The organism is Paraburkholderia sp. BL21I4N1, from assembly GCF_002973525.1.
Classification (GTDB): Bacteria; Pseudomonadota; Gammaproteobacteria; order Burkholderiales; family Burkholderiaceae; genus Paraburkholderia.
On the sequence record NZ_PVEN01000004.1, the window covers coordinates 164,074 to 188,612 of the forward strand.

Consider the following 24,539-nt stretch of genomic DNA (forward strand, 5'->3'; position numbering starts at 1 on the left):
AACGCACGCCGAAAAAAGAAAAGCCCCGACAAGTCGGGGCTTTTCTTTACATCAACTTCTGGAGGCGCGAGCCGGAGTCGAACCGGCCTAAACGGCTTTGCAGGCCGCTGCATAACCGCTTTGCTATCGCGCCGCAAGCGGACTGGAATCTAGCTGCAGATTCGCAGGTTTGTTTGTGGGCCACCGCTACAACCGGTGAGACTGAAACCTTCAGCCCATCAAACAAAAAGGGAAGCCTTGCTTCCCCTTATGTATGGAGCGGGAGACGAGGCTCGAACTCGCGACCTCAACCTTGGCAAGGTTGCGCTCTACCAACTGAGCTACTCCCGCATTGAACTGCTTCACAACGCGCTGCACTTCTCACTTCGCCAAACAACGCATTGCTTCAAAAATTTGGAGCGGGAGACGAGGCTCGAACTCGCGACCTCAACCTTGGCAAGGTTGCGCTCTACCAACTGAGCTACTCCCGCTTTGTGCTGCTATTGCCGTGCTTCTACTTCAATACTACCTTTAACTACTCTGCTACTTCCGCTGCTGCTTCGAACTGCGTGCATCGGAGAAACGAGATTATGGAGAATCGACTGAAACGTGTCAACCCCTTTTGCGAATGTCTTTTACTGAACAGATTTCACTCATGCCGCGCCACCGCGTTCGCGAATCTGAGGCCACGCGAGCTTCATGTAATAGAGCATCGACCAGATGGTCAGGAACGCCGCCAGATAGATCAGCCACAGGCCCCACACGCGCGTGTCCACCGCCGCACCACCGCCGAACGGCAACGGGCCGTAGAACAGCAGCATGGGAATCGCCACCATCTGACACACGGTCTTGAACTTGCCGAGCGAATTCACCGCGACGCTCTTCGACGCGCCGATCTGCGCCATCCATTCGCGCAGCGCCGAGATCGCGATCTCGCGCCCGACGATCACCAGCGCGATCGCCGAATCGATCCGCGTGAGTTGCACCAGCACCAGCAGCGCCGCGGTCACCATCAACTTGTCGGCGACCGGATCGAGAAACGCGCCGAACGCCGAAGTCTGATTCCACTTGCGCGCGAGAAAACCGTCGAACCAGTCGGTCAGCGCGGCCAGAATGAAGATGGTCGCGGCCGCCAGATTGCGGTGCGCGGGGCTCATCATCATGTCGGGCAAATAGAACACGCCGACGACGAGCGGAATCAGGACGATCCGCAGCCAGGTCAGGAAAATCGGAAAGTTAAACGGCATGGGCAGGCGCAGCGTCTGGCAAGGGAGATGCAATTGTGCCGTGTCACAAGGCCTGCCACAAGCAAAGCGGCGCACGGGCCATGGCACGCGCGCCGCCTGGGCTCTGGGTCGCAGCCGGGAAACGGACCGGCCGCCCCACCGCAATCGACGCAATCAGTGCAATTGCCGATAGATCTGCTCGGCGAGCGCCTGCGAAATCCCCTCGACGCTCGCCAGATCCTCGACGCTCGCCGCGACCACGCCGCGCAGTCCACCAAAGCGCGCGAGCAACCGTTGACGCCGTTTAGCGCCGACGCCTTCGAGTTCTTCGAGCCGCGAGGTCTGGCGCGTTTTGGCGCGCTTCGCACGCATGCCGGTGATCGCGAAACGGTGCGCTTCGTCGCGAATCTGCGCGACCAGCATCAGCGCGGCGCTTTCCTTGCCGAGTTCGAGCGGCGCGCGATCGTCGGCGAAAATCAGCGTTTCGAGGCCGACCTTGCGCCCTTCGCCCTTCGCGACGCCGACCAGCATGCCGATGTCCAGGCCCAGCTCGGAAAACACCTGACGGGCGATTTCAACCTGGCCCTTGCCGCCGTCGATCAGCACGATGGTCGGCAGAATACCGCGGGCGGGGGCGGGCTTGGTGGTTTCGGGCGCGAGCGTGGGGTCGGTGGCCGGGTCCGTGGCGACGCCGTTTTCCGCGTCGACGGGCAAATCGACGCCGGCATTCGTGGCGGCTTGCGCGACCATTTTCTCGTAGCGGCGCGTGAGCACCTGGCGCATGGCCGCGTAGTCGTCGCCGGGGGTGATGCCGGTGATGTTGTAGCGGCGGTACTCGGACGACTGCATCTTGTGATGGTGATATACCACGCACGACGCCTGTGTCGCCTCGCCCATCGTATGGCTGATGTCGAAGCATTCGATCCGCAGATGCGCGAGATCGTCGCACTCCATGCCGAGCGTGTCGGTCAGCGCGCGCGTGCGAGCCTGCTGCGAGCCTTGTTCGGAGAGCAGGCGCGCCAGCGCGAGGCGCGCGTTCTGCTCGGCCATCGCGAGCCACGCGCGTCGCTGTCCTTGCGGCTGACGCAGCACCGTCACCTTGTGGCCGGCCTGCTCGATCAACACGTCGACCAGTTCGCGGTTGGCCGGTGCGTGGCTGACCACCAACACCGGCGGCACGCGGTTGCCGAGGTAGTGCTGGGCGATGAACGCCTCGAGAACCTCGGCTTCGATCCCGCCCGACGCGCGGCCTTTGCGCGGTTTCGCGGGGCGTGCGTCGGCGTTCGGTGCATCGTTGTCTGGTTCGGCGTCAGTGTCGGCGTCAGTGTCGGCATCTAACGCCGCTTCATCGTCGTCCTCCGCGGACAGCGCTGCCGCGATCGCGAGCGCGTCGTCGTCCGCGTCGGACGCCTCCGTCTCGCCGCTCACGTTATCCGCCGCGTCCGCGACAGCCGTGTCCATTGCCACGCTCGCGAACGCCGCAGCGCCCTCACCTTCGACTTCGAGGCCGCCCTCATCCACCGTCAACGCGCTTTCCACATGGGTCGGGAAATACGCCTTGTCGCCGAGATGCCGGCCGCCGCGCACCATCGCGAGATTCACGCAGACCCGGCCGCCCAGCGCGACCACCGCGAGAATATCCACGTCGCTATCGCTGCCGACTTCGATCGCCTGCTGATGCAACACCGTCGACAGCGAACTCATCTGGTTGCGCACCGCCGCGGCCTGCTCGAACTTCAGCTCGCTGGCGAATGCATGCATCTTGCCCTCGAGCTCCTTCATCACCTCGCCCTGACGGCCGAGCAGAAAGCGCGACGCGTTGGCGACGTCGTGGGCATAGTCTTCTTCGCTGATCGCCGCGACGCACGGCGCCGTGCAGCGGCCGATCTGATGCAACAGGCACGGTCGCGTGCGATTGTTGAACACCGAGTCTTCGCAGGTGCGCAACTGGAACACGCGCTGCAGGATCTGGATGCTCTCGCGCACCGCCCACGCGCTCGGAAACGGCCCGAAGTACTGGTTCTTGCGATCCACCGAACCACGGTAGTACGCCATGCGCGGAAACTTGTGGCCGGTCAGCTTGAGGTACGGATACGACTTGTCGTCGCGAAACAGAATGTTGTAGCGCGGCGCGAGTGCCTTGATCAGATTGTTTTCGAGCAGCAGCGCCTCGGCCTCGGAACGCGTGACGGTGGTTTCGATCCGCGCGATGCGCGTCACCATCATCGCGATGCGCGGCGACAGCAGCGTCTTCGTGAAGTAGCTCGACACGCGCTTCTTGAGATCGCGCGCCTTGCCCACGTAAAGCACCGCGCCATGCGTATCGTAATAGCGATACACGCCGGGCAGATGCGGCAGTTGGGCGAGCACTTTTTTCGGCTCGAAGACGTCGGTTGCTTCGGGTTCGGTCATGCAGAATCGGTTGGGTGGGACTGTCTCGCGGGGCTCGCCTCGCGCCGTGCGCCGGAGCAATGCCGGCATGCGCAGTCGTGGACGGGTGCTTTAGAATCGCCAGTTTAGAACATTCCGCGCCCGTTCGAACCGGCTGCCGCGATTCCGGCAGCGCGGCGGGAAGGCGCCGCTTTTGCTCCCGCGACCCAGGCCACCATGTCCACCGCTGCGCCCTCTTCCGAACCGGTCGAAGCCACTTCCACGGCGATCGCCTGCGACATCTTCTGCGCTGTCATCGACAATTTCGGCGATATCGGCGTGTGCTGGCGTCTCGCACGACAACTCGCGAGCGAGCACGGCTGGCAGGTGCGCGTGTTCGTCGACGATCTGCACGCGTTCAGGAAACTGTGCCCGTCGCTGGCGCTGGACCGTGCTCGCCAGACTATCGGCGGCATCGTCGTCGAACACTGGCATCAGCCGGCGCATGCGGGCGAGTCGCTCGAGGTCGCCGACGTCGTGATCGAAGCCTTCGCCTGCGAATTGCCGCCGGTCTACGTCGCCGCGATGGCGCGACGCGAACGCGCGCCGGTATGGTTCAACCTCGAATACCTGAGCGCCGAAGACTGGGTCGCGGATTTTCATTTGCGGCCGTCGCCGCATCCACGTTATCCGCTAACCAAGACGTTCTTCTTCCCCGGACTTGGACCCGGCACCGGCGGCGTGCTGAAAGAACGGCATCTCGACGCCGCGCGCACGGCCTTCGAAACCTCGCAGGCAGCACGCGCCGCATGGTGGCAGCAGACTGTCGGCCGCGCGCCGCCCGCCGCCGCAGCCACGGTCGTCTCGCTGTTCGCGTACGAAAACCCGGCCGTCGACAGCCTGCTCGAACAATGGCGCGACGGCGCCGAGCCGGTCGTGCTACTGGTGCCCGAAGGCCGCGTCTCGGGCGCGGTCGCGCACTTTTTCGGCCTGCCCGAATTCACCGCCGGCATGCACGCCGAACGCGGCAACCTCAGCGCGCACGCACTCGCGTTCACTAGCCAGCCGGGCTACGATGCGCTCCTCTGGGTGAGCGACATCAATTTCGTGCGCGGCGAAGATTCGTTCGTGCGGGCTCAATGGGCGGCCAAACCGTTCGTCTGGCATATCTACCCACAAGCCGACGACGCCCATCTGCCCAAGCTCGACGCCGCGCTCGCCCACTACTCGCGCACCCTGCCCGCCGACACCCGCGACACGCTGGCGCGCTTCTGGCACGCATGGAACGGCGCGGGCCGGCCGGACTGGGCGGCGTTCCGGCACCACTACCCGGCGCTGAAGCAGCGCGCGGCCGACTGGGCGGTCGAACTGGCCGAAGTGGGCGACCTCGCCGGAAATCTGGCCTTGTTCGCAAAAACTCAGTTAAAATAAGCGGTTATCCAACGGCCGACGACGCAAGCGCGGCCCGATCGCAGCAAACCAGGTTGCAAAGTAAGTTGTGGATCGGCGCCACTCGTGTACACGCCCGCACAGGGTAAAAGCAAGGTAACGGACGCAAGCAGGACGCAAGCATATCGAGGCGGCAGATCATGCCGCCTTCCGCGAATTCTCGCGGCATACTGGCCACGCTTCATGCACTATGTTCCCGCCGGGCCGCTCCAGGCGGCGCGGCACGCAGTGAGAGAAGCGCCGAAGCCGCTTGCGCCGTATGCCGTTGAGCACAAGTTGAAGCTACTCATTTCGTACAGGACAGTTTTATGAAGACCGCACAGGAACTCCGCACCGGCAACGTCGTGATGATCGGCGCAGACGCAATGGTCGTGCAAAAGGCCGAATACAACAAATCGGGCCGCAACTCCGCCGTCGTCAAGATGAAGTTCAAGAACCTGCTGACCGGCGCAGGCATGGAAAACGTATACAAGGCCGACGACAAGTTCGACGTCGTGGTGCTGGAACGCAAGGAAGTGACCTACTCGTACTTCGCTGACCCGATGTACGTGTTCATGGACGCCGACTACAACCAGTTCGAAGTCGAAGGCGAAATGATGGGCGACGCCCTCCATTACCTCGAAGACGGCATGGCTTGCGAAGTCGTGTTCTACAACGAGAAGGCGATTTCGGTCGATCTGCCGACCACGCTGGTCCGCGAAATCATCTACACGGAACCGGCCGTCAAGGGCGACACGTCGTCGGGCAAGGTGTTGAAGAACGCCAAGCTGACCACGGGTTTCGAACTGCAAGTGCCGCTGTTCTGCAACATCGGCGACAAGATCGAAATCGACACGCGCACGAACGAATACCGCAGCCGCGCGTAAGCGCCCGGCCGCGCATTTGAGTCCCGCGCCGGCGGCCTGCCGGCGTCGTGGGGCAAATGGCAAAAAAACGACCCGATCGCTTCCGCGACCGGGTCGTTTTTTATTGTGCGGCGACTTGACGCCATCCGTCGCTAAACCGCTCCCGCACGAAAGATGCGATGCGTTCCGCCAGCAGCGCGTGCGTCGTGGTCGTCGGGTGCAGCGCGTCCCAGAACAGGAAGCGCGCCGGGTCGTCGCAGCTCGCGCGTGGGGTCTGCGCGCTCAGGTAAGTCGCCGCGGACGGGTTCTGAATATCGAGGCACGAATGCGTCGTATCGTCGAGTCCGTATTGCGCGGGATGGCGCAGCAAGTCGTCGAACATCGCGTTGGCATCGAATATTTCGAGTTGAAGCGTCGCGCCGTAGCGCAGGCGTAGCGCCTCCGCCATATCGACGAGCATCCGGTTGTAATCCCTCACCTCGACGGCCACCCGCGCTGCGTCGCCGCGCGCCGCGACGATCGGCGTGCGGGACACGTCGGGAAGCGTAATCAGCAAAATACGCCTCGCATCCGCCGCGGCGAGCCGCTCCAGGCTGCCGCGCATGGCCGTTGCGGCCTGCTCGGGCGTGCGGCCATAGCTGACCAGATCGTTGCCTCCGGCGAGCACCGCGAACAGCGTGTTGCCCGGTCGATAATCCGGCGCGAACTTCATGTAGTCGCGCCATGACTCGACCTGCTGCACGAGCCCGGGCACAACCAAATGCTGATCGGTCGCGGCGCCGCCGATCGCCCAGCTATACATCGGCAGTTGCAGTGCATTGGCCAGATACTCGGACCAGACGGGTCCGTTGCTGAAACGCCCCGCATGCCAGCTCGCGCGATTCGGTAGCGTCCACTGACTCGCATTGAAGATGTTCTGCGTGTCGGACAGGCTGTCGCCGAATACGATCAGCTTGTTGATCCGCGCCTCCTGCTGCGCACTATCGATGCTCCAGACCGTGAAATTGAAAGACAACGTGTTGTTGGCCGCCACCGCCTGCGTAACGTCGGCCCGGATGCCGCGCGCGCTCAGCGTGTGGCGGCACACGTCGTTGAGTCTGTCTTGCGCCGTCGCGCTGTAGAACATGTTCTGCCATTTCAGCACGCCGTCCGCTCGCCAGAAACCGGATAGCCGGTACCAGTCGCCGTCGTTCGGGTCGAGCGCCCATTCATAGGTCGCTTCGGGCGCAAGCGGGTCCGCACTGAGGCGATACCAGCAGCGCAGGTACGTGTAAGTGTCGTTGCCCCGGGCCACGGCCAACGGGGATTCGGGCGGCATGGCGAGCGGGCCGGACGGCGATAGCGTCATGTCGCCGGTGGGCGTCGAGAACGGCATCGGTTCGGCCACGGCATGGGCACTGGCCGCTGCAAACGGCAATGCAACCCACGCCGCCGTGTTGGTAATCCGGCGACCCAGCGACGCAACACAGGGGTAAGTCATGACGGCTCCTTCGTTTGTGGCGAGTAAATCAATTCAACGCAACGCGTTCCCGTCGCACGCCGCGCGTTGCGAGGAGCTGGCCGGTCACGGGGACGTCCCCCGGGAATCACCCGCCACAGAGAAAAAATAGCGCTGCGATGGCGGCTAAATTTAGGCGCTTTTTCTTTTTTGCGCCGCCGTGTATGGTTAGGAAAACTTTACCGGCAGCCTCCCGAAAATTGCCGGGCGGCACGCGAATTGACCCACCTTGCATCTGACAAATCGTTGATAACGCTAAGCAAAGCTTCTTGGCACAGTCCCTGCTTATTTTCGAGAAAGGCCAGTACGGCTTTATTTTCTTCAACTCGGAGATGCGACATGAATAACGACATCGCTGAAGGCAAGTGGAAGCAGATGCTGGGCAAAGCCAAGACCGCATGGGGCGAATTGACGGACGACGAATTGACCAAGGCCGAAGGCCGAGCAGACAAACTCGCCGGCCTGATCCAGGAACGCTACGGCAAGACGCGTGAACAGGCGGAACTGGAAGTGCGCCGCTTCTTCGACAGTAATCGGCATTTTTGACAGGCCGAGTGAAGTAAGTACAGGCGGTCTATCGACGCGCATCGGCATCGAAACAGGACCGCCCGGATCAAACCAAGGACCAGAACTACGTGAGTCGAATCGCCGCCCCATTTGCCTGGCAGTCTGACTGCCGGGCGCCGCGTTCACGACGGCCAGCCAACCGTGCTTACGGTGCCGGCGTGCATGCGGACCAGCGTTCCGCCCTTGCCTCACCGCTGCGCACTGCAGGTTTTGCGGGCGTGGCAGGTTTCGCGGACGTGGTGAAGGGTGCGGCGGTATTCGACCGGCAGTACCGGCCAGCTATCGCGCCCGTGCCGCGCGCCCGTTTCCCGGCGCGATGCATCGGTATTCCATCCATTTAAAAATTGCGCTCGCCATGCCACACGCCCTGATTGTTGAAGACGATCCCAATAGCCTGTCAGGCCTGTCCGCCATCCTCGCGGCCGACGGCTTTTCCGTCGACACCGCGACCACCATCGCCGAAGCGCGGGCGGCTTTGACACGCTTCATTCCCGACGTCGTGCTGGTCGACCTGAATCTGCCGGACGGCAGCGGGCTCGACGTGTTGCAGCATCTGCCCGCGCATCCGCCCGGCGGCGCGTTGCCCGTGATCGTGATGACGGGCAACGCGACGGTGGAAAGCGCGATCGAAGGATTGCGGCACGGCATCTGGGACTATCTGCTCAAGCCGGTCAACATTCCGCGCCTGCGCAGCCTGCTGGCGCGGATTCCACGGCCCTACGAGCTGACCGAAGAGGTCCAGACGCTGCGTGCTTCGCTGCGGCAGCTCGGCCGTTTCGGCGCCATGCTCGGTCGCAGCGGCGCGATTCAGCACGTGTACGACACGATCGAACATATCGCGCCGACCGAAGCGGCCGTGCTGATTTCCGGCGAAGCCGGCACCGGCAAACAGGTCGCGGCGCGCACGATGCACGACATGAGCCGACGTCGCAAAGGCCCATTCATCACGTTCGATTGCCGGACTGCGGCCAGCGCGGCGGCGCATCGCTCGCTGGATAGCGTGTTGTTCGGTCACGAGCGCGGTGCCTTCAACGGCGCCGATCAACGGGAGCCGGGCCTGTTCGAACAGGCGAGCGGCGGCACGCTGTTCATCGATGAAATTGCCGAATTGCCGCGTGCCCAGCAGGAAGCGCTGCTGCGGGCGCTCGACTCGCAGACCTTCATGCGGGTCGGCGGTACGCATCAGGTGGTGACGGATTTCCGGCTGATCGCCTCGACGCGCAAGGCGCCGCGCGCAGCGGTGGCCGACGGCAGTCTGCACGAAGATTTGGCGCTGCGTCTCGAAGCCGCGGCCGTCACCCTGCCGCCGCTGCGGGAGCGCGGCGAAGATCCGGCACTGATCGCGCAGGCGATCGTCGACGAACTGAATCACGAAGCGGCCGCGCGCGGGACGGCGGAAGGCGCCAAGCAGATCGGGCCGAACTTTATCCGTGAATGTCTCGCGTACGAATGGCCGGGCAACGTGCGTGAATTGCAGGAACGGGCGCGGCGTGCGTATCACGCGTCGGGAGACGTGGTGGAATCGCTGCGTGCCGACGAAGCCGGCTCGGCCAATGGCCGCGATCTGAACGGCAGCCGCGTGCAGGTGACCGTCGGCACGCCGCTCGCGGACGTCGAGGAAATGCTGATTCGCGCCACGCTCGACGCGGTCGGCGGAACGCGGCACCGCGCGGCGTCGCTGTTGGGCATCAGTCCGAAGACGCTGTACAACAAGCTGCAGCGGATGCGGTTGAATTGAGGCCGGGGTCGAGCTGACGCGCGACGCCGTGGTTGCGGCTTGCGCGTTTCACGCTACCGCGAGATTCAAGAAAAAACGGCGCCTTCAATCGAAGGCGCCGTTTCTTTTTCTGCCAATCTTCCTGCGGGCAATCCGCCGCGCGAATCCACCTCAAGCGGACCCGGCAAACGCACTGCGCAACAGCGCCTGCGCTTGCAGATACTGCGGCTCGGCGACCAGCTTGCTCCACTTCAGCGCCTTGCCGCGCGGCCGCATGCGCTTCAGGCGTTGCTGCGATTCCTTCGACGGCGTGAAGCGCAGTGCGTCCAGCACCTTTTCCGCTTCGTCCGGCTGATTGCAGATCAGCACCATGTCGCAACCGGCCTGCAGCGCGGCCGTGGCGCCTTCGGTCAGCGTGCCGCCCTGGCGCGCGGCTTCCATCGACAGGTCGTCGCTGAAAATCGCGCCCTCGAAACGCAGCCTGTTACGCAGAATGTCCTGCAGCCACACGCGAGAAAATCCCGCCGGCTTCGAATCGACCTGCGGATACACCACGTGTGCGGGCAGCACCGATCCCAACGACACGTCGAGCCAGTCGTACGGCGCCACGTCCTCGCGCAGGATCTCGTCGAGCGAACGGTCGTCGACCGGCATCGCGACATGCGAGTCCGCCTGCGCGAAACCATGCCCCGGAAAATGCTTGCCGCAATTGCTCATGCCGGCGAGCGCGAGGCCGTGGTTGAGGCTCTTGGCCAGTAACGTCACCACGCGCGGATCGCGATGAAACGAGCGGTCGCCGATTACCTGCGACTGCCCGTAGTTCAGATCAAGCACCGGCGTGAAACTCATGTCGATGTCGCACGCACGCAGTTCCGCCGCGAGGATGTAGCCGACCGCGGTCGTGACCTTGGTGGCATGCAGCACGTCGCTGTCCCACAACGTGCCGAGCTTGCCCATTGACGGCAACACGGTGAAGCCGTCCGTGCGAAAGCGCTGGACGCGGCCGCCCTCGTGGTCGACGGCGATCAGCAGATCCGGGTCGACGTCGCGGATCGCGGCGGTCAGCGCGAGCAACTGCGCGCGGCTCTCGTAGTGGCGCGCGAACAGGATCACGCCGCCTGTCATCGGATGGGCAAGGCGGCGCCTGTCGTCGTCGTTCAGCGTTTTGCCGACCACGTCGAGCATTACCGGTCCGGGAGTGGTTTTCATCGAATTCCGCTAGAAAAAGCTTGAGACAAAAGAAAGACGCGGCCAGCATGGGCCGCGTTCAAGATATTTTTTTATTCGTCGGCGGCGGGAGCGTGCGGGGCATCCGGCGCTGGGACCGACGAAAGCGGCTGGGTTTGCGTGGGTGTGTGCCCGGTTTCCGCAATCACGAACGACACCGCGTAATCGCGCTCGTCGCTGATCGTCACGCGCGCCGTGATGCCGCGCGCGTCGAGCCATTCGGCCAGCTCGCCGGAGGCGACCACCATCGGCTCGCCGCTCGGCTTATTGAGGGTTTGCAGCGCACGCCATGTCATCGGCCAGCGCATGCCCAGGCCGATCGCTTTCGAGAACGCTTCTTTCGCCGAGAAGCGCGTGGCGAGAAACGCGAGACCGCGCGCCGCCGAGCGGGCCTGCCGCGCGTGATAAACGCGCAATTCGTCCGGCCCGAGCACCTTCTCGGCAAAGCGGCCGTTGGTGCGCGTCATGACCGCGGCCACGCGGCTGACCTGAACGATATCCGTGCCGATGCCGTAGATCGTCATGTGCGGTGCCGTGGTTGAATTCGCCGGACTACGCGCGTGCGCCGAGACGCGCGGCGACCATGATCGCCTTCATCTCGCGCACCGCGTTGTCCCAGCCGGCGAAGATCGCATGGGCCACGATCGCGTGGCCGATATTCAGTTCGTCGATGCCTTCGATCGCCGCGATCTGCTGCACGTTCGTGTAGTGCAGGCCGTGGCCCGCGTTCACCTTGATGCCGAGCGTCGCGCCGAATTCCACCGCGCGAACCACGCGCTCGAATTCGCGCTGCTGTTCGGCGGGATCGTGCGCTTCCGCGTACCGACCGGTGTGCAGTTCGATCACCGGCGCGCCGGCTTCGTGCGCGGCACGAATCTGCGTTTCGTCCGGGTCGATGAAGAGCGACACGCGCGAGTTCGCTTCGGCGAGCTGCCGGCAGGCAGCACGTACCGCTTCGAACTGGCCGGCGACGTCGAGGCCGCCTTCCGTGGTTAGTTCCTGGCGCTTTTCGGGCACCAGGCAGGTGTCGTGCGGCTGCACTTCACAGGCGATGTCGAGCATCTCCTGCGTCACCGCGCATTCGAGATTCATGCGCGTTTTCAGCAGCGGACGCAGCTTGCGCACGTCGGCGTCGACGATATGGCGGCGGTCTTCGCGCAGATGCAGCGTGATGACGTCGGCGCCCGCCTCTTCGGCCATCAACGCGGCACGGATCGGATCGGGATAGGACGTGCCGCGCGCGTTGCGCAGCGTGGCGACGTGATCAATATTCACGCCCAGGTCAATGACGTTCGGCGACGTAAGAAAGAAGCTCATAAGTTCTGCAAGTCGATCAGGATCTGGCGCGTCGCGAGCGGCGTGCCGCCAAGGTAAGTGTTGAGCAGAAAGCGCATCAGCGTCTTGCTTTGCGCCACGGTCTGCGCACGATGGTAATCGTCCTGCTCCATGTCGAGCAAGGTCTGCCCTGAAACCACCGGCCATTGCGCGGGCAGATCGTCGGAGGCTTCGCGCACGCCGCGCTCCGGATCGAACACGTAGCGCCCTTCGGCCACCACCGCTTTACGCGCGACGGTGCGATTCAGCGCCATCGCGTAGCCGGTTTCGCGCAGCAGCACGCGCTCGAACGAACGCAGCACCTGCACGGGCGGTTCGTCGTGCGCGAGACGCGTCATCGTGACGACGTAGTGATGGAACAGTTGCGGATGCGGGTCTTCGCGCGCGCAGAACTTGACCAGCAGTTCGTTGACGTAGAAGCCGCACAGCAGCGCGCCGCCGCACAACGGCAACATGCCGCCGACCCATTCGGCGCCCGTCAGCGTGCGCACTTCGGATTTGCCGGACCACGACAGCGCGAGCGGCTGGAACGTCTGCAAGACGCCGCGCAACGCCGAGTGCGGACGCTTCGCGCCCTTCGCGACCAGCGCGAGACGGCCGTGATCGCGCGACAGGACGTCGATGATCAGACTGGTCTCGCTATACGGATAGCTATGCAGAACGAACGCGGGCTGTTCCGCGATCCGGTAGTCGGAAGCGGCGGTGCGCGGCGCGCGGCGCGCCGGTTTGTGTGGCTCGCCCTCGGCACCCTGCGTGCTTTTACTCGAGGATTTTCTGGTGCTACGTGCGGGCCTGGCGGGCTCGCGTGCGGGTGCGGCCGGTTCCGAATCGTCCGGCTCGCCCGCGGAATTCAGCGTCATCCACGCGTCATTCGTACCCATACGCGCGAAGTCCGGCTTCGTTGTCGGCCCAGCCGCTCTTCACCTTGATGAAGGTTTCCAGATACACCGGGCCATCGAACAGCTTTTCCATGTCGAGGCGCGCTTCGGTGCTGATCTGCTTCAGCTTCGCGCCTTTCTGGCCGATGATCATCGCCTTGTGCGTGTCGCGCTCGACCATGATGGTCGCGAAAATGCGGCGCAGACGGCCTTCGGTTTCGAACTTGTCGATCAGCACGGTGCTGGTGTACGGCAATTCGTCGCCGGTCCAGCGGAACACTTTTTCACGCAGGATTTCGGCCGCGAGAAAGCGCTCGCTGCGATCGGTCAGGTCGTCTTCGCCGTAGATCGGCTCGCCTTCCGGCAGGAACGGCTTGACCGTCGCCATCAGGCGCTTGACGTCGTCGACGTGCTTGGCCGACAGCGGCACGATCTCGGCGAACTTGTGCAGCGCGCTGATTTCCTGCATGAATGGGAACAGCGAGTCTTTATCGGACACGCGATCGAGCTTGTTGGCGATCAGCAGCGTCGGCACCGACGAGGGGATCAGGTCGAGCACTTTCTGGTCGTCGGGACCGAAACGACCGGCTTCGATCACGAACAGGATCGCATCCACCGAGGTCAGCGTGGATGTCACCGCGCGGTTCAACGAACGGTTCAGCGCGCCGCTGTGTTTGGTCTGGAAACCGGGCGTGTCGACGAAAATGTACTGTGCGTCGTCCAGCGTATGAATGCCGGTGATGCGATGGCGCGTGGTTTGCGCCTTGCGCGACGTGATACTGACTTTCTGGCCGACCAGCGCGTTCATCAGCGTGGATTTGCCGACGTTCGGACGGCCGACGATCGCGACCATGCCGCAACGAAAACCAGTGGGTGTGGGAGCGTTCATATTCGGGCTACGGCTAGTTCAGATCGGCGCGCGGGATCGGCGCGCCGACGGCAATCAATGGCCCGCATCGGCGACGCGGGTATGCACCGCGTCGGCTACGCCGGGTTCGTGTTCGGTAGATGCCGGTGCGCTCGGGGTGACGGCGGCTGCACCGGGCGTGGCTGAATGAGCCTGCGGCTGGGCCGGGGCCTTATCCGCCCGTTCCGCCTTATCTGCTTTATCCGCCTTTTCGGCGCGTTCGGTCCGGTCCTGCCCGCTGTACTCGACGTGCGACGCACGAATCACCGCGAGCGGCGCGGCCGCCACGGTTGAAGCCGCCCGTTCCGAGGCGGATTCCGCGGCGAACGCCGCACGAATCTCGCCCCGACCGAGGCCGCGTTCACTCTTGCGGTCCGGACTGCGCAAATCCAGCGCGGCCTGCACGCCGGTCACGCCAGGCACGATCTCCGGCTCGGCGTTTTTCGCCGCGCGAGCGCTCTTCGAGCGCTTGGGCTTAGCGACCACAGCCGGCGCCGCGGCCATCACTTCGTCGAGCGCCTTCTTGGCCGCTGCCTGCTCGGCCGCACGACGGCTTGCGCCGGAACCGGACACTTTCACGTCCAGCTTGGGCACCGTGCATTCGACTTCGAATTGCTGATTGTGCGCCGCACCATGCGTTGCGACCACCGTGTAAGTAGGCAGCGCGATTTTGTGGCCTTGCAGGTACTCCTGCAGCAGCGTCTTGGAATCCTTGCCGAGCGTGCGCGGGTCGATGTGATCCAGAATCGGCACGTAAAGGCGCTTGATGACTGTCTGGGCGGCGTCAAACCCGCCGTCGAGGAACACCGCGCCCAGCACCGCTTCGAGCGTGTCGGCGAGGATCGACGGCCGGCGAAAACCACCGCTGCGCAACTCGCCTTCGCCTAGCCGGAGCCCTTCGGAAATATTCAGGGCCTGAGCGATTTCGTAAAGCGACTGCTGTTTGACCAGATTGGCACGGACGCGCGACAGATCGCCCTCGTCCAGTTTGCTGAAACGTTGGAACAAAAGCGCAGCCACCGCGCAATTTAGGACGGAATCGCCGAGAAACTCGAGCCGTTCGTTATGCGTGGAGCTATGACTGCGGTGCGTTAAAGCCTGGCGCAACAATTCCGCATTGCGAAATTCGTAGCGCAGACGGCTTTCCAACGGAGATAGGGGCATGGGCAGAGTATAACGCGGGCGCCAGACCCGGCGAAAACGCGGGGCGGCTTGCGGAAAAAGCGTGGTGAAGCGACGTTACCGCGTGTTCTTAAAGTAGCGTGATAACACGCCGCGACTAACCTGACCTCTGTGTGGGTCACGCGCGCGGCGTGCTATGCAATCGTTGCAGGCGAACTCAGTGGAATGAGCCGATGCGTTTCAGATTGCTGAAGTTCATCCAAATGAAAAATGCGCGGCCGACGACATTCTTGTCCGGCGCAAAACCCCAGTACCGGCTGTCCGCGCTGTTGTCGCGGTTGTCGCCCATCATGAAGTAGTTGCCCGGTGGTACCTTGCAGATCACGCCGCGTGCGTTGTACGTGCAGTTATCGCGATACGGATAATCTTCCGCGCCGACGATGAACGGCGGCACCGCGGGATTGTTCAGAATGGCGTTCTTGCGGCCGCCCAGATCTTCTTCGAACTGCTTCGCGTAGCCGAGACGTTCTTCGTCCAGGTAATCCGGCAGCGCGGTTTCCGGCACCGGCTGGCCGTTGATCGTCAGTTGCTTGTCCTGATAAGCGACCGTGTCGCCCGGCAGGCCGATCACGCGCTTGATGTAGTCGACCGATTCGTCTTTCGGATAGCGGAACACCACCACGTCGCCGCGTTCGAGCGGACGGCCTTCAGTGATCTTCGTGTTGGTGATCGGCAGGCGAATACCGTACTCGAATTTATTGACGAGGATGAAGTCGCCGACGAGCAGCGTCGGCACCATCGAACCGGACGGAATCTTGAACGGCTCGACCACGAACGAACGCACCACGAACACCACCAGGATCACCGGGAAGAAGCTCGCCGAGTATTCGAGCCACCACGGCTGACGCAGCTTGTCGTCACGCAGACGGGCGCGCGTTTGCGCCGCGTTTTCGTCGGCGAAACGCTCGCCCACGCGTGCCTGCTGGCGGTCGAACTCGGCGACCACGGCTTCCGCCGCGCGGCGCCGTTGCGGCAGGAAAACCAGTTTGTCTGCGACCCATGCGACGCCCGTCAAAATGACGAGCACAAAAAGAATCAGCGCAAAATTCATAGGGTTCCGTTGTTCGTCTTATTTGTCTTCGACACGCAGAATCGCGAGGAAAGCTTCTTGCGGAATCTCGACCGAGCCCACCTGCTTCATTCGCTTCTTGCCTGCCTTTTGCTTTTCCAGCAGCTTCTTCTTACGGGAGATATCGCCGCCGTAGCATTTTGCCAGCACGTTCTTACGCAACGCTTTAATGTTCTCGCGCGCAATAATGTTCGCGCCGATGGTGGCCTGAATCGCCACGTCGTACATTTGCCGCGGAATCAGTTCGCGCATTTTCGCCGCCACTTCACGGCCGCGATACTGGCTTTGCGAACGGTGCACGATGACGGACAGCGCATCTACCTTGTCGCCGTTGATCAGCATGTCGACCTTCACGACGTCCGCCGCGCGGTATTCCTTGAACTCGTAATCCATCGACGCATAGCCGCGCGAAATCGACTTCAGACGATCGAAGAAATCGAGCACGACTTCGCCCATCGGGATTTCGTACGTGAGCTGAACCTGACGGCCGTGGTACTGCATGTTGATCTGATTGCCGCGCTTTTGCGTGCACAGCGTGATCACCGAGCCGACGTAGTCTTGCGGCATGTACAGATTCACGGTGACGATCGGTTCGCGCACTTCTTCGATCTTGGACGGCTCCGGCATCTTGGCCGGATTCTCGACCATCAGGATCGTGTTGTCGCGTTGCAGGACTTCGTACACCACGGTCGGCGCCGTGGTGATCAGGTCCATGTCGAACTCGCGCTCGAGACGTTCCTGCACGATCTCCATATGCAGCAAGCCGAGGAAGCCGCAACGGAAACCGAAACCGAGCGCCTGCGACACTTCCGGCTCGTACTGCAGCGACGCGTCGTTCAGCTTGAGCTTTTCGAGCGAGTCGCGCAGCGCGTCGTACTGGTTCGCTTCGACCGGATAGAGGCCGGCGAACACCTGCGGCTTCACTTCCTTGAAACCGGGCAGCGGTTCGGCGGCCGGACGGTTCACCAGCGTGACGGTGTCACCCACTTTCGCCGCGGCCAATTCCTTGATGCCGGCGATGATGAAGCCCACCTGCCCAGCCGACAACGATTCGAGATTCTTCGACTTCGGCGTGAACACACCAATATGCTCGACCGGATACTGCGCGCCGGTCGCCATCATGCGGATCTTGTCTTTCGGACGCAGCGTGCCGTTGACGATACGCACCAGCATCACGACGCCGACGTAATTGTCGAACCACGAGTCGATGATCAGCGCCTGCAGCGGCGCTTCCGGATCGCCCTTGGGCGGCGGCACTTTCAGGATCAGCGCCTCGAGCACGTCTTCGACGCCGAGACCGGTCTTCGCGCTGCAATGCGTGGCGTCCGTCGCGTCGATACCGATCACGTCTTCGATTTCGGCGATGGCGTTTTCGGGGTTCGCGGCCGGCAAGTCGATCTTGTTCAACACCGGAATCACGTCGACGCCGAGTTCGATCGCCGTGTAGCAGTTGGCGACGGTTTGCGCCTCCACGCCCTGGCTTGCGTCGACGACCAGCAGCGCACCTTCGCAGGCGGACAGCGAGCGGCTGACTTCATACGAGAAGTCGACGTGGCCCGGCGTGTCGATCATGTTCAGGTTGTAGACCTGACCGTCACGAGCCTTGTATGTCAGTGCGGCGGTTTGTGCCTTGATGGTGATGCCGCGCTCGCGTTCGAGGTCCATCGAGTCGAGCACTTGAGATTCCATCTCGCGGTCGGACAAGCCGCCGCAAATCTGGATGATGCGATCGGCGAGCGTCGACTTGCCATGGTCGATGTGCGCAATGATCGAGAAGTTACGAATATGATCCATTCAGTACCGATCAAGCGAAAAAGGCGCGCTCGGACAATAGCGGAGCACGCCTTGTAAGTAGGTGAAAAACCTATCTATTTTAGCCGAAAAGGCTATCGCCCGGCGCATCTTGCGAGGACCGGGCGGAAAAGACGGCTCAACAACTGGGTTGTATCGGACCAGAGTCAGTGCCAAGGCCCCAACGCTGGACGACGTGAGGGACGTGAAACGCAGTAAGAGCGGCGCCCGTTGGCGCCCGGCTCGAAGCTCCGAGCGAACTCAGGGTGTCGCCGCCGTGCGCGCGATTCTTGCTGCCAGTGCCGCGCGAACCCGCATTGCGTCCAAATGATAGTGGCACAGTTCGACGCCGTCGCAGAGCAGAACCGGCACCAGTTCGTTGTAACGCGCCTCCAGCACCGGATCGCTGTCGACGTCGACGACTTCCACCTGCACCCCGAACTCGGCTAACAACGGCTCGAGCGCGGCGCGCATGTCGTCGCACAGGTGGCACCACGCGCGCCCGTAGAGCGTGAGTGGCGCCGCCTTCGTCATTTCTGGGCGCCGCTGCGCGGACGGATCGGCACAAACTGCGTATTCTCGCCGCGACGAACCAGCAGCGCGACCATCTTCGACGCATCGAGATGCGCGCTCAAATCGTCGAACTGCTTCGCGCTCGTGATGTCCGTATCGCCCACCCGCAAAATGATGTCGCCCTTCTGCAAGCCGACGCGTGCGGCCGGACCGTCGGCTGCGTCGATCTGCACGCCGTTGTGCAGCTTCAGCGACTTCAGCTGGTCGGCCGGGATATCGCTGACGGCCAGACCCAGTACGTTGGTGGCGCGCTGCTTCGGCGGCTGCGGCTTCTTCTGATCGGCCTTGGTGGTCTTGTCCGGCTGCATCTCGGCGATCGTAACCGGCAGGTCGCGCGTCTGACCCTTGCGCCAGATCGTGACCGTCGATTTGGTGCCCGGCTTCGTATCGCCGACCATGCGCGGCAGATCCGTTGCCGTGTCCACCGAATGCCCGTTGAACTTCAGGATGATGTCGCCCGGCTGCACGCCGGCCTTGTCCGCCGGGCCGCCCGGTTCGACGCTACTGACCAGCGCGCCTTGCGCCTTCGGCAGGCCGAGCGAATCGGCGACGTCTTTGGTCACTTCGCCGATCGCCACCGCGATCCGGCCGCGCACCACCTTGCCGGACGTTTTCAGCTGGTCGGCCACGCGCATCGCTTCGTCGATCGGAATCGCGAAAGAAATGCCCATGAAACCGCCGGTACGGCTATAGATCTGCGAGTTGATGCCGATCACTTCGCCTTGCATGTTGATCAGCGGACCGCCCGAATTGCCTGGATTGACGGCCACGTCGGTCTGGATGAACGGCAGATAGTCGCCCGTATCGCGGCCCTTGGCGCTGACGATACCGGCCGTCACCGTGTTCTCGAGACCGAACGGCGAGCCGATCGCCACCACCCACTCGCCGACCCGAACCTTGTTCGAATCGCCGATCGTGATGGTCGGCAAATTGGCGGCGCTGATCTTGACGACGGCGACGTCGGTCCGATCGTCCACGCCGATCAGCTTGGCTTTGAATTCGCGTTTGTCGGTGAGCGTGACGTAGATGGTGTCCGCGTCGTCGACGACGTGCGCGTTTGTCATCACATAGCCGTCCGCCGACAGGATGAAGCCCGAGCCGACGCCGCTATTCTGTTCCGGATCGGTGTTATCCGGTGTGTCCTGGCTGCCGCCACTACCACCACCGTTGTCGCCGCCGCGCGGCGAACCCGGCGATTGCGGCGACTGCGGCAACGGAATGCCGAAGAAGCGGCGGAAGAATTCCGACATATCGCCGTCGTCCATACCTGGCGGCAAGCCGCCGCGCGCGCCGCTGCCGTTCGACACGCGCGTGGTCGTGCGAATGTTGACGACCGCGGGGCCGACCTTGTCGACGAGATCAGTGAAGTCGGGCAGATTGGCCGCAGCGGGAGCCGCCGACGCCGTGTGCGGCATGAGCGGCAAACACGCCGCCACTACCGCGGCCGCGAGGAATTTGCGCACCGAGAAAGTCGTCATATCGTAGCAAGCCGAGGGATTCAGGATTCGGAGGATTACTTCGGAGCTTTGTATTCTATGGCAGACGCAAATTGCTGCAATGTGGTCTGGGGCACTTCACCAAGCAGAGTAATCCAGAAGTCGCCACGGCGCTTCACCAGGACATGGGTGGCGCCGGTACTGCCCGCGCCTTCCTTGCGCGTGTTGTTCTCGACCGGCTCGACGAACACCGAAATGGCCGCAAGGCCGTCGGAAAACACCGCCTGGTCCACCGGAATGGTCGGCTGGCCGGCGTCGCGCGCGGCCATGGGGCGACGCAACTCACGAATCTTGTGGAAGCCCGGCACCGTCGGCGTGATCTGCCAGCCTTGCGCGGCCATGTCGACCGGTTCGACTGGCGGACGCACCACGGTCCACCCTGCCAGATTACGAATGCCGTTGACGATCCCGGCCTTGTCCATCGGCACGCCGATACGAATCTGCGAGAACGACAATTGTTCGAGCACCTGGCCGCTCGGGTCGAGGGTCTGCGCGCGCAGCAATAGGCCGGTCTTCTTGTCGGCCCACAACTTGTACGCGAAGCGATAAGCGTCTTTCGGATCAAGCTCGATCACCTGACTGTCGACGCCCGCGACGCGATCATCGCCCAGCAGCTTCGGCTCATAGACCGACAGCACCTGCTCGCCGCTGACTGCCAGCAGCGCCGGAAACGAGTCTTTGTTCTGACGCTTCTCGACCACGCACAAATGCCGCTCCGGCACGAATGTGTAAAGGTCTTCGTTATGGCGCAGCATTTTGCGCGGCTTGCCGTCGAGGCTCTCGAGCTGCTCGAATTCGCCGTCGTTACGGGTTGCGTAATGCGCGATCCGCGACGTCTGCACGAAATTGCCGCGCTGATAGACGAAAGCGCCCTCGTAATTTTGCTGCTGGGCGGCCTGATGGATGCGATCGAGCAGATCCGCGGCCGTGCGACGGGCGACGAGCGAATCGTCGGTTTGTGCAAAGACCCGCGGTGTAGCGGACAACAATACGGCCGCGCAGAACAGAAATGCCGGCAGCCGCCCCCAGATAGTCGTTTTATTCAACCGCGGAGTCTGCATCAAACTATTGGCCTTGCGTAGAAACTGCGGCAGCGCGAATCAGCGGCATCGAGCCCGGCATGACCGGTTGTTGCGCGAATTGCTGGTGAGCTTCCAGATACTGGTCGAGACTGGCGTCGCGAATGATATTGGCGTCTTGCGCGACTGGCTGGACCGTTGCGGCCGGCACCGAGGCCATTGCCACACGTTGCAGCGAGTCGCCATGCGACTGGACCGACGCGAACTGACCCGTGCCCGAACCGCCCGGCACGCCTTGCAGTTGGGGCACGACGATCCACGTCAACGTAGCGGCCGCGGCCGCCACTGCGAAGGCCGGCACCACGCGACGGCGCAGCGCCAGCAAACGACGCGCAACCGGCATGGCAGCGGGCGCGAGCACATGCGGCTCGTTGTCCAGACGCGCGGCGAAACCACTCAGAAACGCGCTGCTCGCCGCCGGACTAACCGCCAGATCGTCGGAACGCAAGGCGTCACCGATCAGGTGATAGCTCGACCAGGCAGTCCGATCCTCGCTATTCAGCCCGGAAAGAAATGCGTTCAGATTCAGATGCTCTTCGCCGAACAACTCACCGTCGACAAAAGCGGACAGACGCTCGCCGCGCGAGCTGGCTTGCGATTGCACCGAGACCGACCCCATGATGCTCCCCATCTTACAAATACCCCGTAGTGACACCACTAATCCAGATATTGCACCCGTGCCCCGTACGGCCCGGCTGGTTTTACCAGCGCTTGCCTTCAGGTGTGTCAAGCAACGGACGCAATTTTGCCGCAATGGCTTCGCGAGCGCGGAAAATTCGTGATCTGACTGTGCCAATTGGGCAACCCATCATCTCAGCGATTTCCTCGTAACTCAAACCTTCAATTTCACGAAGAGTAATGGCGGTGCGCAACTCTTCCGGTAAAACCGCCATCGCAGCATTGACCGTCTCGGCGATCTGCTTGCTCATCAACATCGACTCGGGCGTGTTGATATCCCTTAGTTGGTCCGCGTCCGAGAAAGTTTCAGCTTCTTCAGCATCTGCTTCGGTCGATGTCGGCGCGCGCCGCCCTTGGGTCGCAAGGTAGTTCTTTGCCGTGTTGACCGCAATCCGGTACAACCACGTATAAAAGGCCGATTCTCCGCGAAACTGCGGCAATGCCCGGTACGCCTTGATAAAGGCGTCCTGGGCGACGTCTTCCACTTCGGCGGGGTCCCGCACGAGGCGCGAGATCAGCCGAAGAATCTTGCGGTGGTATTTGGAGACCAGAAGCTCGAACGCGGCCTTGTCGCCCTTCTGGACGCGCTCGACCAGCACCTGATCAATTTCTTTTTCGCTCACCTGATAAATCCGTTAACTATAGGGCGCATGGCGGGGCACCATTGTAGCGTCCCCATCAACGCTGAGACGTTACTCCGGTAACAGCGGTTACAGTCGTTACAGTCAGACGCCCGCGGCACGCCGGCCCAGCACTGTCAGTTCGCGGAAAACGGGACGGGGAAGCGCGTCGGCGGCAAGCAGTACCGTCGCTTCGCGCCCCCGCTCCGGGCTGAGCGCCAGAACCAGCAGGCTGTCACTCCAGTGCGCACAGCCTGTAATGCGCGCCTGCGCGGACACGCGACCCGCGCGGTCCCAGACGGACAGCCCACCCGGCCCGATTTTTATCGCGAAAGGTTGCGCCCGCTCATGCCTGATTGCGTGGAGCATGAGCAGCACGCAGACGGCGAGCGTCAACGGCATCGCCTTCACTGCGCCGAGATGGGGCGCGACGCACGCATAAACCGCCCACGTCGCAGTCAGGATGAACAGCCATAACGCAGCGCGCATAACAAAAGAGCGCCGCAACGTAATCCGTTGCGGCGCTCCGTCTGGCGTAGCCGATTCGGGGGAAACCGCCGGACGAACCGGCGGTGTCGATTGGCCGATCACCAAACGATCAGACGATCACGCGCGCTTGAAAACCAGCGTGCCGTTCGTGCCGCCGAACCCGAACGAGTTCTTCAGCGCGACGTCGATCTTCATTTCCCGCGCGGTGTTGGCGCAGTAGTCCAGATCGCAGGCCGGATCCTGATTGAAGATGTTGATCGTCGGCGGCGACACCTGATGATGCACGGCCAGCACGGTGAACACCGACTCCAGACCGCCTGCACCACCCAACAGGTGACCCGTCATCGACTTGGTCGAGTTCACGACCATGTCTTTGGCGTGATCGCCGAAAGCGCGCTTGATGCCGGTGGTTTCCGCCAGGTCGCCGAGCGGCGTGGACGTGCCGTGCGCGTTCAGGTAATTCACCTGATCGGCATTGATGCCCGCGTTCTTCAACGCGGCCAGCATGCAGCGGCGTGCGCCGTCGCCGTCTTCCAGCGGAGCGGTCATGTGATAGGCGTCGCCGCTCATCCCATAGCCGCTGACTTCGGCGTAAATCTTCGCGCCACGCGCCTTCGCATGTTCGTACTCTTCGAGCACCATCACGCCGGCGCCCTCACCCAGCACGAAACCATCGCGATCCTTATCCCACGGACGGCTCGCCGTTGCCGGATCGTCATTGCGTTGCGACAGCGCGCGCGCCGCCGCAAAGCCGCCGATACCCAGCGGCGACACGGTGGATTCCGCACCGCCCGCGATCATCACGTCGGCGTCGCCGTATTCGATCAGACGCGAAGCCTCGCCGATACAGTGCAGACCGGTGGTACATGCGGTGACGATCGCCAGATTCGGACCTTTGATGCCGAACTTGATCGACAGATGGCCGGAGATCATGTTGATGATGGACGCCGGCACGAAGAACGGCGAAATGCGGCGCGGGCCGCGATTCGCATATTCCGTTTGCGTGGCTTCGATCATCGGCAGACCGCCGATGCCCGAACCGACCACCACACCGATGCGCTCTGAATTCTCGTCGGTCACTTCGAGGCCGCTGTCCTGCATCGCCTGGATGCCTGCAGCCACGCCGTAATGGATGAACGTATCCATATGGCGCGCCTCTTTACCGGGAATGTAGTCCTCGATATTGAAGCCCTTCACCTCGCCGGCGAAACGAGTCGAGAAGTTCGACGCATCGAACTTCGTGATATTGGCAATACCCGACTTGCCGGCGACCAGATTGGCCCAGCCGTCGGCAACATTATTGCCAACAGGCGAAATCAGCCCCAGGCCTGTAACAACAACACGACGGCGGCTCACGGTAACCCCTTTTTCATAGATGACAAAAGCAAAAGCCACAGCGGCCACAGGAACATGCCCTGTAGCCCTGTGGCTGTTAACCGCCCCCGATTCTGGTGCTTCGCACCGGTCCCCCGAAGGAGACGCAAGAAAACTTGGGGCGGCCCGGCGTTTTCTTGAAAGTCGGCAATCGCGCGAAAAGTTGCGCTGTCAACATCGCTGGCTCCTG

At 62.8% G+C, this 24,539-nt stretch carries 22 protein-coding genes and 3 tRNA genes; 4 read left to right on the forward strand and 21 right to left on the reverse strand.

The features are described 5' to 3' along the window. Nucleotides 1–59: 59 nt before the first annotated feature. The 5 genes from B0G83_RS13140 to uvrC form a co-directional block, all read right to left on the reverse strand. Nucleotides 60–133 (reverse strand) — tRNA-Cys (locus B0G83_RS13140). Nucleotides 134–254: 121 nt separating this feature from the next. Then, a tRNA-Gly gene (locus tag B0G83_RS13145) sits at nt 255–330 on the reverse strand. A gap of 64 nt (nt 331–394) precedes the next feature. Continuing rightward, nucleotides 395–470: transfer RNA gene (locus B0G83_RS13150), tRNA-Gly, on the reverse strand. 162 nt (nt 471–632) lie between these two features. After that, nucleotides 633–1,226 (reverse strand): CDP-diacylglycerol--glycerol-3-phosphate 3-phosphatidyltransferase, encoded by a 594-nt coding sequence (pgsA, locus tag B0G83_RS13155; RefSeq protein ID WP_105507851.1) that lies wholly within the window; start codon nt 1,224–1,226, stop codon nt 633–635. Nucleotides 1,227–1,379: 153 nt separating this feature from the next. Beyond that, nucleotides 1,380–3,617 carry an excinuclease ABC subunit UvrC gene (uvrC, locus tag B0G83_RS13160; protein WP_105507852.1) on the reverse strand — a complete coding sequence of 746 codons (2,238 nt, stop codon included), beginning with the start codon at nt 3,615–3,617 and terminating at the stop codon, nt 1,380–1,382. 195 nt (nt 3,618–3,812) lie between these two features. Between uvrC and earP the strand changes: the two genes are divergently transcribed. Together earP and efp are read left to right on the forward strand one after the other, a co-directional pair. Beyond that, entirely contained in the window at nt 3,813–5,006 is a 1,194-nt protein-coding gene (earP, locus tag B0G83_RS13165) for an elongation factor P maturation arginine rhamnosyltransferase EarP (RefSeq protein WP_105507853.1), read from the forward strand. A gap of 326 nt (nt 5,007–5,332) precedes the next feature. Beyond that, a complete protein-coding gene (gene efp / locus B0G83_RS13170) occupies nt 5,333–5,890 on the forward strand; it encodes an elongation factor P (RefSeq protein ID WP_105507854.1) in 558 nt (185 codons plus the stop codon). A gap of 100 nt (nt 5,891–5,990) precedes the next feature. Here efp and B0G83_RS13175 read toward each other — a convergent pair whose 3' ends face one another. Then, on the reverse strand, nt 5,991–7,349 hold the full coding sequence (locus B0G83_RS13175; RefSeq protein WP_105507855.1) for an SGNH/GDSL hydrolase family protein: 1,359 nt from the start codon (nt 7,347–7,349) through the stop codon (nt 5,991–5,993). A gap of 357 nt (nt 7,350–7,706) precedes the next feature. Between B0G83_RS13175 and B0G83_RS13180 the strand changes: the two genes are divergently transcribed. Both B0G83_RS13180 and B0G83_RS13185 read left to right on the forward strand, forming a co-directional pair. Continuing rightward, entirely contained in the window at nt 7,707–7,913 is a 207-nt protein-coding gene (locus B0G83_RS13180; RefSeq protein ID WP_035547320.1) for a CsbD family protein, read from the forward strand. A 376-nt stretch (nt 7,914–8,289) separates the two neighbouring features. After that, nucleotides 8,290–9,672, forward strand: a complete 1,383-nt coding sequence (locus B0G83_RS13185; protein WP_105507856.1) for a sigma-54 dependent transcriptional regulator — start codon at nt 8,290–8,292, stop codon at nt 9,670–9,672. Between the two features lie 150 nt (nt 9,673–9,822). Here the strand turns inward: B0G83_RS13185 and nagZ are convergent, their stop codons facing one another. The 15 genes from nagZ to fabF form a co-directional block, all read right to left on the reverse strand. Further along, the gene (gene nagZ / locus B0G83_RS13190; RefSeq protein ID WP_105507857.1) at nt 9,823–10,860 is read right to left on the reverse strand and encodes a beta-N-acetylhexosaminidase; all 1,038 of its coding nucleotides are present in this window, start codon (nt 10,858–10,860) and stop codon (nt 9,823–9,825) included. 71 nt (nt 10,861–10,931) lie between these two features. Next, entirely contained in the window at nt 10,932–11,402 is a 471-nt protein-coding gene (acpS, locus tag B0G83_RS13195; RefSeq protein ID WP_258167886.1) for a holo-ACP synthase, read from the reverse strand. Between the two features lie 28 nt (nt 11,403–11,430). Continuing rightward, on the reverse strand, nt 11,431–12,195 hold the full coding sequence (pdxJ, locus tag B0G83_RS13200; protein WP_105507858.1) for a pyridoxine 5'-phosphate synthase: 765 nt from the start codon (nt 12,193–12,195) through the stop codon (nt 11,431–11,433). After that, entirely contained in the window at nt 12,192–13,094 is a 903-nt protein-coding gene (gene recO / locus B0G83_RS13205; RefSeq protein WP_105507859.1) for a DNA repair protein RecO, read from the reverse strand. The genes pdxJ and recO overlap by 4 nt, the downstream gene beginning before the upstream one ends. Next, nucleotides 13,081–13,980, reverse strand: a complete 900-nt coding sequence (gene era / locus B0G83_RS13210; protein ID WP_105507860.1) for a GTPase Era — start codon at nt 13,978–13,980, stop codon at nt 13,081–13,083. The genes recO and era overlap by 14 nt, the downstream gene beginning before the upstream one ends. Before the next feature lie 54 nt (nt 13,981–14,034). Continuing rightward, entirely contained in the window at nt 14,035–15,162 is a 1,128-nt protein-coding gene (gene rnc / locus B0G83_RS13215) for a ribonuclease III (RefSeq protein WP_105507861.1), read from the reverse strand. Nucleotides 15,163–15,337: 175 nt separating this feature from the next. Beyond that, nucleotides 15,338–16,231: a signal peptidase I gene (gene lepB / locus B0G83_RS13220; RefSeq protein WP_105507862.1), complete on the reverse strand. Its 894-nt coding sequence runs from the start codon at nt 16,229–16,231 to the stop codon at nt 15,338–15,340. Nucleotides 16,232–16,249: 18 nt separating this feature from the next. Continuing rightward, nucleotides 16,250–18,043: a translation elongation factor 4 gene (gene lepA / locus B0G83_RS13225; RefSeq protein ID WP_105507863.1), complete on the reverse strand. Its 1,794-nt coding sequence runs from the start codon at nt 18,041–18,043 to the stop codon at nt 16,250–16,252. A gap of 258 nt (nt 18,044–18,301) precedes the next feature. After that, complete coding sequence (locus B0G83_RS13230) at nt 18,302–18,574, reverse strand: glutaredoxin family protein (RefSeq protein WP_105507864.1); 273 nt, start codon at nt 18,572–18,574, stop codon at nt 18,302–18,304. After that, nucleotides 18,571–20,091: a DegQ family serine endoprotease gene (locus B0G83_RS13235; RefSeq protein ID WP_105507865.1), complete on the reverse strand. Its 1,521-nt coding sequence runs from the start codon at nt 20,089–20,091 to the stop codon at nt 18,571–18,573. Before B0G83_RS13235 ends, B0G83_RS13230 begins: the two co-directional genes overlap by 4 nt. Nucleotides 20,092–20,126: 35 nt before the next feature. Next, the gene (locus B0G83_RS13240; protein ID WP_105508102.1) at nt 20,127–21,170 is read right to left on the reverse strand and encodes a MucB/RseB C-terminal domain-containing protein; all 1,044 of its coding nucleotides are present in this window, start codon (nt 21,168–21,170) and stop codon (nt 20,127–20,129) included. Between the two features lie 4 nt (nt 21,171–21,174). After that, the gene (locus tag B0G83_RS13245) at nt 21,175–21,807 is read right to left on the reverse strand and encodes a sigma-E factor negative regulatory protein (protein WP_105507866.1); all 633 of its coding nucleotides are present in this window, start codon (nt 21,805–21,807) and stop codon (nt 21,175–21,177) included. Between the two features lie 82 nt (nt 21,808–21,889). Then, complete coding sequence (gene rpoE, locus B0G83_RS13250) at nt 21,890–22,489, reverse strand: RNA polymerase sigma factor RpoE (protein WP_006051939.1); 600 nt, start codon at nt 22,487–22,489, stop codon at nt 21,890–21,892. A 102-nt stretch (nt 22,490–22,591) separates the two neighbouring features. After that, nucleotides 22,592–22,993: a protein YgfX gene (locus tag B0G83_RS13255; protein WP_308701422.1), complete on the reverse strand. Its 402-nt coding sequence runs from the start codon at nt 22,991–22,993 to the stop codon at nt 22,592–22,594. 99 nt (nt 22,994–23,092) lie between these two features. Beyond that, a complete protein-coding gene (gene fabF, locus B0G83_RS13260) occupies nt 23,093–24,331 on the reverse strand; it encodes a beta-ketoacyl-ACP synthase II (RefSeq protein WP_035547354.1) in 1,239 nt (412 codons plus the stop codon). Between the last annotated feature and the right edge of the window lie 208 nt (nt 24,332–24,539).